Source organism: Paenibacillus sp. JQZ6Y-1 (assembly GCF_040719145.1).
In the GTDB taxonomy this organism is placed as follows: Bacteria; Bacillota; Bacilli; order Paenibacillales; family Paenibacillaceae; genus Saccharibacillus; species Saccharibacillus kandeliae.
The window spans coordinates 3011394-3027066 of record NZ_JBFDUZ010000001.1; the positions used below are offsets into that span (position 1 = coordinate 3011394).

Annotated in this window: 15 protein-coding genes; 8 read left to right on the plus strand and 7 right to left on the minus strand. The window is 44.5% G+C overall.

What is annotated here, in order from left to right:
- The first annotated feature begins 64 nt into the window (after positions 1 to 64).
- Positions 65 to 856, plus strand: coding sequence for an SDR family oxidoreductase (locus ABXR35_RS12790; protein ID WP_367060492.1), 792 nt, complete (start codon positions 65 to 67; stop codon positions 854 to 856).
- Between the two features lie 252 nt (positions 857 to 1108).
- On the opposite strand, the gene ABXR35_RS12795 is transcribed toward ABXR35_RS12790, so the two are convergent.
- Positions 1109 to 1669, minus strand: a complete 561-nt coding sequence (locus tag ABXR35_RS12795) for a hypothetical protein (protein ID WP_367060495.1) — start codon at positions 1667 to 1669, stop codon at positions 1109 to 1111.
- 103 nt (positions 1670 to 1772) lie between these two features.
- Here ABXR35_RS12795 and ABXR35_RS12800 point away from each other — a divergent pair, with 103 nt between their 5' ends.
- Entirely contained in the window at positions 1773 to 2162 is a 390-nt protein-coding gene (locus ABXR35_RS12800; RefSeq protein ID WP_367060498.1) for a MerR family transcriptional regulator, read from the plus strand.
- A 27-nt stretch (positions 2163 to 2189) separates the two neighbouring features.
- Positions 2190 to 2954: an SDR family oxidoreductase gene (locus tag ABXR35_RS12805; protein WP_367060501.1), complete on the plus strand. Its 765-nt coding sequence runs from the start codon at positions 2190 to 2192 to the stop codon at positions 2952 to 2954.
- A gap of 259 nt (positions 2955 to 3213) precedes the next feature.
- Here ABXR35_RS12805 and ABXR35_RS12810 read toward each other — a convergent pair whose 3' ends face one another.
- From ABXR35_RS12810 to ABXR35_RS12825, 4 genes are all read right to left on the minus strand, one after another.
- Entirely contained in the window at positions 3214 to 3723 is a 510-nt protein-coding gene (locus ABXR35_RS12810; protein ID WP_367060504.1) for a DNA topology modulation protein, read from the minus strand.
- 184 nt (positions 3724 to 3907) lie between these two features.
- Entirely contained in the window at positions 3908 to 4300 is a 393-nt protein-coding gene (locus ABXR35_RS12815; protein WP_367060507.1) for a hypothetical protein, read from the minus strand.
- Between the two features lie 42 nt (positions 4301 to 4342).
- Entirely contained in the window at positions 4343 to 4819 is a 477-nt protein-coding gene (locus ABXR35_RS12820; protein WP_367060510.1) for a VOC family protein, read from the minus strand.
- A gap of 7 nt (positions 4820 to 4826) precedes the next feature.
- Positions 4827 to 5390: a DEAD/DEAH box helicase family protein gene (locus ABXR35_RS12825; protein WP_367060513.1), complete on the minus strand. Its 564-nt coding sequence runs from the start codon at positions 5388 to 5390 to the stop codon at positions 4827 to 4829.
- A 563-nt stretch (positions 5391 to 5953) separates the two neighbouring features.
- Between ABXR35_RS12825 and ABXR35_RS12830 the strand changes: the two genes are divergently transcribed.
- The 3 genes from ABXR35_RS12830 (at position 5954) to ABXR35_RS12840 (ending at position 9995) form a co-directional block, all read left to right on the plus strand.
- Positions 5954 to 7267, plus strand: a complete 1314-nt coding sequence (locus ABXR35_RS12830; RefSeq protein WP_367060515.1) for a hemolysin family protein — start codon at positions 5954 to 5956, stop codon at positions 7265 to 7267.
- A 55-nt stretch (positions 7268 to 7322) separates the two neighbouring features.
- Positions 7323 to 8390: a hemolysin family protein gene (locus ABXR35_RS12835; RefSeq protein WP_367060517.1), complete on the plus strand. Its 1068-nt coding sequence runs from the start codon at positions 7323 to 7325 to the stop codon at positions 8388 to 8390.
- A 195-nt stretch (positions 8391 to 8585) separates the two neighbouring features.
- Entirely contained in the window at positions 8586 to 9995 is a 1410-nt protein-coding gene (locus ABXR35_RS12840; protein ID WP_367060520.1) for a hypothetical protein, read from the plus strand.
- A 138-nt stretch (positions 9996 to 10133) separates the two neighbouring features.
- Here ABXR35_RS12840 and ABXR35_RS12845 read toward each other — a convergent pair whose 3' ends face one another.
- Positions 10134 to 10718: a DUF4352 domain-containing protein gene (locus tag ABXR35_RS12845; protein ID WP_367060523.1), complete on the minus strand. Its 585-nt coding sequence runs from the start codon at positions 10716 to 10718 to the stop codon at positions 10134 to 10136.
- An 816-nt stretch (positions 10719 to 11534) separates the two neighbouring features.
- Between ABXR35_RS12845 and gdhA the strand changes: the two genes are divergently transcribed.
- Positions 11535 to 12908 carry an NADP-specific glutamate dehydrogenase gene (gdhA, locus tag ABXR35_RS12850; protein WP_367060526.1) on the plus strand — a complete coding sequence of 458 codons (1374 nt, stop codon included), beginning with the start codon at positions 11535 to 11537 and terminating at the stop codon, positions 12906 to 12908.
- Positions 12909 to 13024: 116 nt separating this feature from the next.
- Here gdhA and ABXR35_RS12855 read toward each other — a convergent pair whose 3' ends face one another.
- The gene (locus ABXR35_RS12855) at positions 13025 to 14056 is read right to left on the minus strand and encodes a LacI family DNA-binding transcriptional regulator (protein ID WP_367060529.1); all 1032 of its coding nucleotides are present in this window, start codon (positions 14054 to 14056) and stop codon (positions 13025 to 13027) included.
- 564 nt (positions 14057 to 14620) lie between these two features.
- Between ABXR35_RS12855 and ABXR35_RS12860 the strand changes: the two genes are divergently transcribed.
- Positions 14621 to 15673 carry a 2,3-butanediol dehydrogenase gene (locus ABXR35_RS12860; protein ID WP_367060532.1) on the plus strand — a complete coding sequence of 351 codons (1053 nt, stop codon included), beginning with the start codon at positions 14621 to 14623 and terminating at the stop codon, positions 15671 to 15673.

Genomic DNA, 15673 nt, shown 5'->3' on the forward strand with positions numbered 1-15673 from the left:
CCCTGTCCGGGTAAATGCAGTACGAACAGGAATGAGAATGATCAACGAACAGGAGGATGACGACATGCTAGGGAAAAAGACCATTTTCATCACAGGTGCAGGAACCGGACTCGGAAAAGGCGCTGCCATTGGACTTGCACAAAAAGGGCACAAGGTTATTGCTACCGTTGAAACGATCTCTCAGGTTCCACCATTGCAGGACTATGCTAAGGAACAGGGTTTGAATATCGAGGTGTTCAAGCTGGACGTGAACAATCCGCTGGATCGTGCTCAGGTGGATAAATACGATATTGATGTATTTGTTGCCAATGCTGCGATTGGACAAGGTGGTCCACTTGCGGAATTGCCAGTCGAGAATCTGCGCCAGATTTTTGAAACCAATGTATTCAGTTCGTTGGAGCTGGTTCAGCTGGTTGCCAAACAAATGGTGGCGAAGAAAAAAGGGAAGATCATCTTTATCAGCTCAATCGCTGGTCTGAGTGTAACCCCGTATCTCGGTCCCTATTGCGCATCTAAGCATGCGGTGGAAGCCATTGCACAGGCACTCAAGGATGAGCTGGCTGAATTTAATATACAAGTTGCTACGATCAATCCGGGTCCTTTCAAGACTGGATTCAACGATATGATGTTTGCCGAAAAAGAAAAATGGTATGACGAAAAGACCAATTTCACCAAACGTGCCGATCTGCTGAAGGGCGAAAAAATGCTCGCCCAGCAATTTGATCCGCAGGATATGATCGAGAAAATGGTCGAAATCATCGACGCTAAGCACCACCCATTCCGCAATGTGTACCCCGAAGCTTCCGAGCAACAGGTGAAGGAATATCAAGCCAAGCTGTGGGAAGAACAGGTGTAACGAACAGAGACGGATGGTAAGAAGTAGATAGGGTTGGTAACGAATAGATAGAACGGATTGCAAACAAACAGTGCCTTTTCGCATATGTCCTTGGAAGTAAAGGAGATGGCGAAAAGGCACTGTTTATTTGTATAGATGATTTTATGGAATCAGATAGGTGCATGATTAGATGCCCAACTCATCCCAGTTGTATATCCCATAGCCTGAGATCGGTTTCTTGTACTTGTAGTAAATCATGCTCGGCTCTCTTTTTTATTTAAAGGCCAGCATATAAATCCACATAAGTTTATGGAATTTTTCTAACTTCTTCGGAATGTCCTGCATATTGTAAATAGCGGAATCGGAGCTATAGTAGGTTCCATTTCCTCTATCGTACAGCTGGTATGTACCATCCATTGGTAGTTCATTTCTAAATTTGTACAATGCTACAACATACTCTGCTTCATGGTCGAAGGCGTCATACTGAAGATATGTTCTATCCAGAGTGTCAATATAGGTAATCGCTTGGGCTGCTTGTTGTACTTGTTGAACGACTGATGGACCAGACTCTTGCGGATACATATAAATCGTGATGATGGTTGTAATGATTACAGTCAAACTTACTTTGGTAATGACGAACCATGTTTTGCGATACCGAATCAACATTGCTATCCCGACAATAATAATATTCACCAAGAACGTAAATGGAACTGTTATAATTCTGCCGAAACCTGTAGCCGGAAAAAATTCAATCAGTACCATCGTTGTGAGAATCGTTGGCATCAATAAAAATAAAAATCGCAAAAATTGCCGAAACTCTTTTAACTCGTCCATCTCATTCTCCCCCTCATTTTTAGGTTGACATGAACCATGGTTTAAGTCCTATCATGAAATTATCGATATCGAAAATATACTGCAACCACTTGGAGGCCTTCAGATGAATTATATATCCATTGGTGAAGCAGCGGCGCATTTTGGTTTGCCGGAATCGACGCTGCGCTTCTATGAGAAAAAAGGATTGTTGCCGCTGGTGGAGCGCGATGCAGCGGGACGCCGTTTGTATTCAGAGCATCAGATGTTGCTGCTCAAGCTCATCATATATCTGAAAAATACACATATGCCCATCCGTACTATTCGGCAGTATATAGACTGGGTGATTGAGGGTAATCATACAATACCGCAGCGTTTGGACATGATGCAGCAGCATAAGCAAGCGGTACTGGACGAAATCTCATTTATGCACGAAGCACTAGATGCGATGGATTCCAAAATCACACGTTACCAAAAGCAACTGCAATCCCACACAGAATCCCCAACCACTCTATAAACCAAACCTAGAAAAGAGGTATTCTCTATGAAACTGAACGGTAATACGATTGTCATCACAGGCGGAAGTGCAGGTATTGGACTGGCTTTTGCAGAACGATTTTTGCGTGCAGGTAATACCGTGATCATTTGTGGACGGCGTGAGCAAGCGCTTGCCGAAGCGAAGGAGCGGTTTCCTGAGCTGATCACCCGTGTTAGTGATCTGGATGTAGAAGCAGAGCGCATCGCCCTCTTTGACTGGGTGACAACCACGTATCCTGATGTGAATGTATTAGTCAACAATGCTGGAATTCAGCAGCGTTTCCATGTCCTTCATTCAGATGCCAAAACCAATTGGAGCGAATTTAATCGCGAGATTACGACCAACATCGAAGCCCCATTCCATCTGGCAATGCTGTTTGCACCTTATTTTGCTAAACAATCCGCAGCAGCTATTCTGAATGTGACGTCTGGGCTAGCATTTACGCCATTTGTCATTGCTCCGATCTATTCGGCGACCAAAGCAGCGCTGCATTCCTTTACGATGAGTCTACGTCATCAATTGAGCGATACATCAGTGGAAGTGATCGAGATTGCTCCGCCTGCTGTCAACACCAATCTGGGTGGCTCAGGTCTGCATATCCATGGCGAACCGCTGAATGAATTTGCAGATGGTATCTTTGCAGGATTGGAAGCTGGGCATTTGGAAATTGGCTATGGCACGTCAGTGAGTCGGATGCGCATGTCACGGGATGACATTGATAAATACACGGATGAGATGTATCAGGCGACCAAGCATATGTTTGAACAATAATACGATCACTGTTGCGAATCTGTTTCGTTTGTATCTGTTTTATTGTACGATGCACATGATTTTATGTATGAATGGACTCTATTGCAGCACCTTAACAACTCGCCCATAAACTGGCGAGTTGTTTTTATTTGGAGCGATTGTGATCAACAAAATAATATTGAACATCTACCTCACGGACATAGCATCTAAGCTAGCATAGCTACCCATAATCATACTGTTCTCCATTTCTATTGCAAACAAGGACTGAAACGACGGGACGCTATGTAGAAAGCTGCTTCAGAAATGCACGTAATTGCTGCGAATTGCGAATCGTAATAATCCGCTTCTGACCTTCGACGTTGCGCAATTTATCTAACGTTTGTGGACGGCTTCGTTTGCGATAATTCCATATCCATTTGATAAATGCCCAGTCGATCTTTTCATTGCAGCCTTCGTTCATATCAGGGCGGCTTTTGCCATGATATTGCATACGTCGCTTGATCACGCGGTACAAACAGAGCCAGCGCGGCATGTCCAGATGAATGATCGTATCGGCATATTGAAGACGAATATCTATCGTGCTTCCGTAATTGCCGTCGATAATCCAGCGGTCTGCCTGTGCAAATTCTTCGACCACTCTCTTCCACTGTTGTTTGTCCGTCGGCTGCCAGTTTGCTTGCCAGAAATGCGCGTCCATGTGAATGACCGGAATCTGTAACAGCTCATGAAGCTTTCTCGCCAACGTCGATTTGCCAGCCCCGGAGCAGCCGATAATCATAATTTTCTGCATGATTGTCCCTCCCTTTTCAGTTTTTGCTTTTGATATGGTTATCTTCATTCCTTTTGTCGTATGGTTGTATGCTAAACAAGTGCATCTTCATGCTAAGTCGAAGTCAAAATAACGTCCGATTCAACTCACAGTAGAATCGGACGCTATTCGTATGTTTTAAGAAATTGCTGGCAGGATTATCGTGCTAGGAATGGCTTGCCGGATTATATTTTTGAGTTTGGTAATCAACCCAACCATCTACATGCTTTTTATAGAACATCTTTTTGCCGGATGCAGTTTGAAGATACGGCAGGAATTGATACAGATCGTAGATGCCTCCGCCCATTTGCTGCTTGGTCGCTTTATCCTTTTGTAAAATAGCCTCTACATCAGCTACATCGACTCCAAGATACGCAGCAACCTCCTGCTCATTCATGACATCCATTTGTACACTCGACGGTATGGCTTCCGAATGATCGCTCTCCGTTGTCGCTCTAGCATTCGCAGACGTACTCAATATGTAAAAGCCACTTACGATCGACAGACCGATGATAACCGAGCATGTCAGTGCGATCACTACGATAGATGTTTTATTCATTTATGAAGCCTCCTGCTAACGAATGAATCTCGATGATGTATGTCACTCCACATTTTGACGATACTTCGCACACGCGAGTTCCCATTCTTCCAAAGACAACATCTCCGTCATATGCTTCATCTCTTCCGGTACATCCACAAAACACATGAACTCCAAGCTATTGCCATCTGGATCTTCAAAATAAACCGAAGCATTCCCCTGATTAGGTCTTACAAATGGATCAATCGTCGTACGTTCGCGGAAAGGCACGGGTTCAATATCCAATGCTCTTAACCACTGTACACTTTCCTTGAGATGATCATAACTGACTCGAAACGCAAAATGTCGTAGCGATGGATGATAAGGTGTCGCATATTCCTTCCCTGCCCACAATCCAAGCCAGCTTTTTTCTTTTTCGATCCAGAAAAATACGATATCTTCACTTTTCCATGCTAGCTCCAAACCCAGTTTGGAATAAAATTCAATCGATTGCGCCAGATTGCTAACCGGCACATGAGCTTCATATAATCCTAAAATCATTGTCTCTTCACTCCCATTCAAATCGTTGTATAATCATATCTGCTACTATTTCTGGGGATAATTCTGTATTATTGATCCGTATATAATTTGCCGTTTGAATTTCACCCGGCAGTGAATTCAAGCGATATTGCTGATGTGTATTCAATAACTCGTTTTCCGACCAAGCAAGATCACGTTTACTCGGCTTGTGATGCAATCGATTTTCCGTTTGATTACGCAGCAGTCGTTCATCCACATTCGCTTCCAATTCGACCAGATAGATACTTGCACCCGACGACTTAAATACATTTAACGTTTCTTCTATGTAGTCCCAGTCACTTTGCAAATCAAACGCCCAGACATACGTGAAAATCAATCCTTTTAATTCACTTCTTGCTGCCTCTTCAAATATTCCTTGGCGGATCAGACCGACTAGACGCTTGCCAGCAGGTGTCCCATAATCGAAAAACTGCGATACTAAATCAATCGACATGTGGTTGTGAAACAATTTGAAATCTGTTTTTGCTGCCAAATGCTGACCTACTGTCATTTTGCCCACCGCCTGCGGACCAAACAATATAACAAAATTCATATTCTCCCTCCCTTCAGCTTTTTTTAATTTATTTCCTCTTTGCACTTGTATCATTTTACCAATTCTAAGCGATATCGTCATCCTTGCTATCTAAATCGTCATAATCCCCTTCTTCTGTCAAGGATTTGACAAAATTTCAAACCATAACGTGATACTGTATGGTATGGATGTGTTTATGTTATACTTATAGGCACTACTCTATGGAAGGAGGCAACAGACTTGGGAAGGCGTTAGCAATTTATACTGATTTCTCCGTTCCTGTATATTGTCTCCTTCATACGGAATTTCTGCGTAATAGGCGATCATGTAACCGAACGAATCCACTGTCGGATGGGCGCACGTTTATAATGCCCCAAAGTTAAAATTGAGTTTTACATCGGAAGATTGAGTCCTGTATAGGAAGATTGATGTTTGCATCACAGGATTTATATGGAAATGACAGCGTTTATCACTTGAAATACACATCTGCTTAAAGCTACATGTCCTTCAAGGCATGCAGCATCGAACATCTCTTAGTTTACTATTTCTATTGTGGAGGTGAATCCCTCGCACGAGGGAAATCATTGGACCTAACAACGATAATCAATTTGTTTATTCTGGTTGTACTGCTCGCATTAACCGCGTTCTTTGTCGCTTCCGAGTTTGCCGTCGTTAAGGTACGGGCATCCCGACTTGACCAGCTGATTCAAGAAGGCAATACAAAAGCAATCATCGCCAAAAAAGTTGCCCATGATCTGGACTATTATTTGTCTGCCTGTCAGCTCGGTATTACGGTGACAGCACTCGGACTTGGTGCAATCGGTAAACCGGCGGTAGAGCTGCTGCTGTATCCGGTATTCGACTTTTTCAACATTTCGGCTGCCGCAGCCTCGGTTGCTTCGTATGCGATTGCCTTTTTCCTTGTCACGTTCCTGCACGTTGTTGTCGGTGAAATGGCTCCGAAGACGCTGGCGATTCAGTTTGCAGAGAAGATGACATTGCTACTGGCAAGCCCGCTCTATTGGTTCGGACGGATTATGTATCCGTTGATCTGGGCGCTGAACGGAACGTCCCGCGTATTGCTCCGTGCCTTTGGCGTAAAGCCTGCCGGACATGAACAGGTATATTCAGAAGACGAATTGAAGATTATTATGACGCAAAGCTATGAAGGCGGCGAGATTAACGAAACCAAGCTGTCCTATATGGAAAATGTCTTTTCATTCGACGAACGAGTAGCACGCGATATTATGATTCCGCGTACGCAGATGGTCACACTGGATCGCGATCTGGATTACAGTGAGATTGTGAGTATCTTGGACGAGCATTACTACACTCGTTATCCAGTCACCTCAGATGAAAATAAGGACCAGATTATTGGAATGATCAATGCGAAGAAGATGCTGCCGCATATTATTAACGGCACCACCGCTAAGCTGGACGAGTTTATTCGTCCGTTGCCTTTCATTTCGGAGTCAATGCCGATTCAGCAGGCAATGCTGCGAATGCAGCAGAAACGTGTGCATATGGCACTTGTTGTCGATGAATACGGTGGTACTGCCGGTTTGCTGACGATGGAGGATGTACTGGAAGAGCTAGTCGGTGAGATTCGTGACGAGTTCGATGCCGACGAGGTGAACGATATTCGCCAAACGGGTGAAGGGCAGTACCTGATCAATGGGCGCGTGCTATTGGATGATCTGGAACGCCGCTTTGGCATCGCCTTTGATGATCGGTATGACACGGATACGATTGGTGGCTGGATTTTGCATCATAAAGGAACAGATATTGGTGAAGGTGAACGTTTGGAACAGGCGGAACGCATCTGGACGGTTACCGAAAAGGACGATATGCAGATCACATGGGTATCGTTGAATTACAGCCCAGCACAGGAAGCATAACAAGCATTTATCACATGATTCATATGGAGGTGAATCCCTCGCAAGAGGGAAATCATTGGACGGAACTATTGGCTTAAATCTGTTTTTGGTCGCGGTATTTATCGGTCTTACTGCCTTTTTTGTCGGAGCGGAATTTGCGATTTTGAAAGTACGTATGTCACGTCTGGATCAATTGATCGCAGATGGCAATAAAAAAGCGGTCATGGCAAAAAAAGTTGCCACCGACCTCGACTATTATCTGTCCGCCTGTCAGCTTGGTATCACGATTACGGCTCTCGTACTCGGTGCGCTTGGTGAACCGACAGTAGAACGAATGCTACATCCGGTATTTGAACGGTTTGCTGTACCGGAAGCGGTCTCGACGGTATTATCGTATGGTATCGCGTTAGCGGTAATTACGTTCCTACACGTCGTCATCGGCGAACTTGCACCGAAGACGCTGGCGATTCAATTTGCCGAGAAAATGACATTACTGCTCGCCCCTTCTCTGTATCGTTTTGGTCGTCTGATGGCGCCAGTTATTCGCTTGTTGAACGGCTCGGCTACACTGCTGCTGCGTGTGTTCGGCGTGAAGCCTGCCGGTCACGATACCGTTCACTCGGAGGAAGAGTTAAAATGGTTGGTTGAGCAAAGCTTTGAGAGCGGCGAGATCAACCAGACCGAGCAGACCTATTTGCAAAATATCTTTGCATTTGACGATCGCACACTAAGCGAGATTATGATTCCTGCGGAACGCATGATCACTATTGCGGAACAGCTGCCGCAAGCCGATCTGGTCGCTCGGTTGAGTCAGTACGAATATACGCGTTACCCAGTCACTTCCGCAGCAGATGATAGCAAGCTAATCGGCTTTATTCACAGTAAGGAAGTATTGACTGCGATTGCTGCTGGACGCTCCGGTGCATTGTCGGGCTTCCTGCACAAGCTACCTACCTTTGTCGAGACTGCTTCGCTGCGCGAAGTACTACTCAGCATGCAGCAACATCGTGTGCATATGGCTGCTATTAGTGGCGTGGATGGACGGATAGTTGGCTTGGTCACGATGGAGGATATTTTGGAAGAGATCGTCGGCGATATTCGCGACGAAGCGGATGACATCAAAGCGCCGCTGGCTTCCATCTAATGCAATAACAGGTACCAGTACACCGGATTCGCTATGATAGCGGATTCGGTGTTTTTTTCGTATACATAGTTATGACTAGATAAAGTATCATTTCGGCAAACAAATTGTTACTTTTCCTATCTTCTTCTGTACAACGGTTATGTCTACAATAGTAAGGATATGGAAATACATTTCATGAATAAAGGTGGAATCACTATGGCTTCCCGTCACAAAGTATCGTATATAGGCTATTCTCTGTTAACGGCTGCTCTGCTGAGTGCCAGCTGGATTGCCCCGCTGTCTGCTTATGCCCAATCAGCTAGTACCCCCTCTGCATCCGTCACTACTACCGCTGCTTCATCCAGTAGCTCAGCAAATGCAGCCAGCCCATCTACGTCTTCCAAAGCAGCTTCTACGCCCACAGCATCCGCTGCATCTCCTGCTTCGTTACAGCCGCAAAAAGCATGGACGTCCGACAATCTGCTCACCACATCCGTACTGGTCAAAGACGCATCACAATCAGTCATTGGAGATACGTATGTCGTTCCCGCTAAAAAGCTGGTCTATGTACATATTTCGCAGTTGATTCCGTATAAAGGCTCTGCCTCAACACAATACGGCTGGAGTGTAGACAGTCTGAAGGCGCTGGATCAGAATACCGGTAAAGTAAAATGGACGTATACGTTTCACCAATCCGCAGGTCCATACACGCTGTACAGTCTCTACAAATTCACCGCCTCTGGCACAGCTTATGTGTTTCAATCCTTTTCCGACAATACGTACCGTCTCTACTCGATCAACAGCTCTGGTGAACTGAATTGGATTCGCTCGTTGCCGCGTCAAAGTAATGGCGATATTATCGACTTTCAGGTGATGCAGGATGGCTCTATCGTAGCGGCGGTTCAGCACGATTACAACAGCAAAGGTGTTTATACAACCGATCTGCTTCGATTTCAGGCAGACGGCAAGCTACTAAATCGTAGCTCGGTAAAAGGGCAACTGCTAGGTATTCAGCAGAACCGCGTTCTGTTCATTGTTAGCCCACTCGTCAAGGATCAATCGGGAATCTGGGGCAATCCATATAGCCCACAAATTGCTGCATATGATCTGAGTTTGAAAAAGGTATTTGCTTACCAATTACCGAAGAGCGCTTACGTATTCGGTGAATTAAATGCTGGTCAAATGGTCATGGCAGATGGATCGGTGGTGATCCGCGCCGAAGCAAATAGCACGCAGGACAAGCTGTATGGATTCTCACCTAGCGGTACATTGCTATGGGGTCGATTGATTCTGGTCGATGCGTTTGTGCAGCCTGTTGGTTCTGGTTATGCTACCTACAGCCCATCTAAGATGACACTTGATCTGTACTCACCCAAAGGTAAAATCGCGACTCACACCTTCAATGAACTGGCAGATGAGACAACCGATCTGACGACCAATGTGAATGGGAATCTGATGCTGAATCTGGCGCAAAACACGTATGTATTGAATCCGAACACATTGAATGTAGCTCTGTCGTATGCTACCAGTCCCGATTGGCTCGATCCTTTTGTACAAAGCTATGCGGATCGTGCGGTGTATACAACACTTGGCGATGGCAAAATACATCGTTGGAATTTGAAATAAACACCATTTGCTGAAGCATAGGGTAAAGATAGCGCAAAAAAAAGACTGCTCCTTATGGGAGCAGTCTTTTTATCTTATATAAGCTCTCATTTCTGAATGCTCGCGCTATTAATTACTAACGATAGAATAGAAAACCTACTATTTCTTTTTACTTAGTTGAATGGTCGCCTGACTATTGCCTGTAAAACTAAACGTATCATTAACTTCTATAGCATAATTTGATGCTTTTTGACCTTTTGGCATATCGAATACAATGTAACCGTCCGCTTGAATGCCTGGATTGATTTTATCAAGCAACAATTTATTTTTAGAATCCATATACATAATTGCTGTAGAATCTGGATCGTAACTTGTACCGTCTTTCGATACCAGTTTAAACATTGCCATTGTAATCATACGTGCTTCATTATCATCATTGCGTACAGATACCGGAATGATCCAATATTCTCCATTTGCCTCCTGCTTCAAATATTGATTTCCCACACTGCTTTTGATCTCTGGTGTATGTACCAGTACTGCAAAATTTCCAACACCAACGGTATCACCAATATAAAATTGCTTATCCTTTTGTTCTGTTTGCTGTTTTTCTGTCGATGATGCACTACTTGTACCACTTTTACTGCTGCTAGTATTATCAGAAGAAGATTTGTCGCTATCCATGCTCCCTGCCGCTAACGCTCCAAAAATTACAAATGCTAGTAAAGTCGCCACTGTTTTTTTCATCTCTATTTATATTCCCCTTTAAATTAGATATAACACATAAAAACATACCTGCCATACCATAAGCTAGTACATCATTTAGATCAAACGTACCTTGAATCCAACCCGGAATCTGTAATAACTCGCTGATCATTCCAATGGATGGAATACCAATTACAATTAAGTACTTTGCCAGTTTACCGCTGTCTTTCCAAATGATATACAGCGTATAAGAAAACGAATAACACCATAACCCATCTGGCAATGAATATTTAACAAACGATGTCAACGGCAATGTCATTTGCGCACGTAAACCTACAATAAAGGAATGCAACCCTACTGCATCAATCCATTGAAAAACGAGCAATGTAGGCTTACGATACAAAATGTAAATCACACTGCCTATCAAAATGGGTAATAAAATGTGCAGACAAAAACGCCGAATCGTGATTTGCTCACCTCCTTTCTATTCCATCCTTAATGATGGCGCCACAAATTATTCTATATAGCTGTCTATCGTTATCCATATGTATAACGGTTAAAATCACCTAATTTATTATAGATACCCTTCAATTTGGAAATAGAGATGAATCTATTACGAATCTATGCCATTATTCGTATGTTTTTCTCCACTCTTTTAACTTGCTTATTTCTGATTGAAGATTGACTTCATAATCAACACCTCACATAGCATGTCCCAAATTTAAATGTGTAAATTATAAATTATTTTTATGAGCATGTATGAAATAAACAATTGGCGCATTCAAACTCTGCTCTCTATAATGATGTAAAGCTGACTTGAAGCTTACATGATTCCAACTGAAAAGGAGTAGGAGAAGCATGAGCAAATTAGTACAAGATCACACATCAACGACGGAAATATACATACAATCGATTTATGATACCGTTATCAATCGCAATCCCAATGAACCGGAATTCCATCAGGCAGTTCACGAATTTCTAGAAAGCATGGCGCCTGTAATCGAGCAGCATCCTGAATATCGCAAGCAGGCAGTGCTAGAACGGCTGATTGAACCGGAGCGTCTTATCTCCTTCCGTGTTCCTTGGGTAGACGATCACGGACAGGTACAGGTGAATCGCGGTTTCCGCGTACAGTTTAACAGTACACTAGGTCCCTATAAGGGCGGGCTTCGTTTCCATGAGACAGTGAACAGCAGTATTATCAAATTCCTCGGCTTTGAGCAGATATTCAAAAACGCATTGACTGGACAGCCAATCGGCGGCGGGAAAGGCGGTTCTGATTTTGATCCTAAGGGCAAATCCGATATGGAGATTATGCGCTTTTGCCAAAGCTTCATGACGGAACTATACAAATATATCGGCTCTGATGTGGATGTACCTGCTGGCGATATCGGTGTCGGTGGTCGCGAGATCGGGTATCTGTTTGGTCAATACAAACGCATTCGCGGCGGCAATGAGCCGGGCATTTTAACTGGAAAAGGCATCGGTTACGGCGGCAGTCTGGCACGTACGGAAGCGACTGGATACGGCTGTATCTACTTTTTACAGGAAATGCTCGCTTCGCGTGGGCTGCATCTGCAAGGGCGTCGTACTGTCGTATCGGGCAGCGGTAATGTATCGATATTTGCTATGGAAAAAGCACAAGAGCTAGGTGCAATCGTAGTCGCGTGCAGTGACTCCGGCGGCTATATCGTTGATCCTAGCGGAATTAAGCTGGATACGGTCAAGCGCATCAAACTGATCGAAGGCGGGCGCATCAGCGATTATGTAAAGCATCATCCAGAAGCTTCCTACCATCCCGGCAGCACGAATATTTGGAGTGTTCCTTGCGAGATCGCCCTTCCTTGTGCCACGCAAAATGAACTGGATGCTGCCGCCGCTCGCCTGCTGATCGGCAACGGTCTGATTGCGGTTGCTGAAGGAGCTAATATGCCTAGCACACTGGATGCGGTCCATCTGCTGCTGGATAACGATATTCTATTTGGACCAGCCAAAGCTGCCAATGCAGGCGGTGTCGCTGTATCTGCACTGGAAATGGCACAAAACAGCATGCGTCTGTCATGGAGCTTTGACGAGGTGGATCACAAGCTCCAAGATATTATGAAGCATATTTATCGTGATAGCGTCCAAGCTGCGAAAAACTACGGTTTTGAAGGCAATCTAGTTGCTGGAGCCAATATTGCTGGTTTCCGCCGAATCGCAGAAGCGATGCTGCAACAAGGGATTATTTAATTTATAAGAAGGCAATAAGCAAGACCCGACGGTGAGTAAGCTGTCGGGTCGTTTGTTTTGTAATCGTTTATCGAGCAATTCGCAGTCATTGGGCTACATGCCCTGCCGACGTTCACTCACTCTTGTCCACGAACATATCGATGTGAAGATAAGCTGGATTCACGGACGATCAGACGCGGTTCAAACTCCACACGCTCATAAGGCAGCGCATCAGTGGACTGGATACGCTTAAGCAGCAACTCAGCAGCTAACCGCCCTACTTCCGCACCCATAATTGATACCGAGCTAATCTGTGGCGTCGTAATCGTCGTCCATACATTGTTATCAATCCCGACAATCGCCACATCCTCCGGTACCTTGACACCCAGCTCTTTGAATCGATTCACGATGCCAATCGCTACCATATCATTCACTGCATAAATCGCATCCGGCATATGCTTCAAATTATAAAAATAGTCTGCCGCCTGACGACCAGTATCAAAGTTAAAATCCTCACCAAAATACACTAGCGATGTATCCACATGCGACAACGACTGTTCATACGCCCGATACCGTTCCTCAATCTTATCTTTTGGCGCACCAGCATAAGCAATTCGCGTACGACCAATTTGCAGCAGATGATCCATGACGAGTCGTCCCTCGGGGCGTGCCATACCGACAATATCGGCTTTTAGATCAGTGCTAAGCTTTTTACTATAATTGATAACCGAGATCGGCAGACTGGATTGGTTGATCAGCTGTTCCAGTGTTTTTGGATACGCAAGCGGCATCATCACCAGTCCGTCCACATGCAGCTTTTTCACTTCGCGCAGTGTTTCCAGCTCCAATCGTGCATTTCCCAGCATATTAATCTGTACTACCCGATAACCATGCTGCTTGGCGGCTTGCTCCACCGACCAAGCAATATCAGGAATGATCGCATTCCGAATATCCGGTACAGCTAGCGCAATTTGGCGCGTTTGGCGGATTTTCAGACTTTGTGCAGATGTATTTGGGACAAAGCCCATTTCTTCAACGATATGCAAAATACGTTGCCTCGTTTTGGCACTAATGCCTTCACTGTTATTAAGCGCACGCGAGACAGTCGCAATGCCAACACCTGCCTCTTTTGCAACATCTTCAATTGTCACCTTTTTTCTTTCAGCCATATGACTACCCCTTCACAAACGGAAATGTTTCCAATTAAAAATCAAATATTCATGTTTTGCTTACATTATATCATATTCCATTCCTAACCAACTGTATCAACCGTATATGGACCGAAATGGATGGCAATATGCGTATCCTTCTTCTGCTGTGAAAACCTCATTTGTAATGACAGGAAAGGAAACGAAAAAGCTCTATATCAGTCATATATTCAAATTTTATATATTTAATATTGAAATTCTCTGTGTGCAACCATGACACATCCATATGAAGATGCTGTTATATCGTTTTTGCGTTTCTACTATCATTATCGCCATTTATGGATAGGATTGGTTTGACATTATGACGTAAGTGTGACATTATTTATTTCGGAAACGTTTCCTATAAAACTTTAAAACTGCATTCGTTGATAGCATCTTCAGCGGTGATTTGGCGCTGTCATAACGAATTTCCAAGCCTGTAGCGAACGAACATATAATCCTACGAACACGCCTGACCAAACGCTTGAACCTGCTATTTCAACAGTGTACACATTCCAATTACAGCCTTACAGGGAGATGACTTCAATGCAAGCTTTAAGATGGCATGGTGTAAAAGATTTACGTGTAGAACAGATCGAAGAACCAGCATCGCAAAAAGGAAAAGTAAAAATCAAAATCCAATGGTGCGGTATTTGCGGTAGTGACCTGCATGAGTATGCAGCAGGTCCAATCTTTATCCCGCAAGGTGCCAAGCATCCACTCACTCAGGAAGAAGCACCTGTCGTAATGGGTCATGAATTTTCCGGTGAAGTAGTAGAAGTTGGCGAAGGCGTTACTCGTTTTCAAACTGGCGACCGCGTTGTAGTTGAGCCTATTTTTGCATGTGGTGAATGTACTGCTTGTCGTCAAGGCAAATACAATCTGTGTGAAAAAATGGGCTTCCTCGGTCTTGCTGGCGGTGGTGGCGGCTTCTCCGAGTACGTCGTTGCCGATGAGCATATGGTTCACAAAATTCCAGACAGCGTATCGTTTGAACAAGGCGCGCTGGTAGAACCTTCTGCCGTTGCACTGTATGCGGTTCGCCAAAGCCAGTTCAAAGTCGGTGACCGTGCTGTTGTATTCGGTGCTGGTCCTATCGGTCTGCTCGTTATTGAAGCACTGAAAGCTTCCGGTGCTGCGGAAATCTATGCTGTCGAATTGTCAGAAGAACGTCGCAACACAGCCGAATCGCTCGGTGCGATTGGTCTGAATCCAGCGGATGGTGATGTCGTAAAAGAAATCCATCGTCTGACTGAAGGCGGCGCAGATGTTGCGTATGAAGTAACTGGTGTGCCAGTTGTACTGACACAAGCGATTGAATCCACCAAACTGAGCGGTCAGGTTATGATCGTCAGCATTTTTGAAAAAGAAGCTCCGATTCATCCGAACCGGATTGTTATGCAGGAGCGCAATATTGCTGGTATTATCGGTTACCGCGATGTATTCCCAGCGGTAATCAGCCTGATGAGCCAAGGCTACTTCGCACCTGACAAACTGGTTACCAAACGCATTGCGCTTGGCGATATTATGGAGCAAGGCTTTGAAGCACTGCTCAAAGAGAAAAATCAGGTTAAAATCCTCGTTTCGCCGAATCTGTAA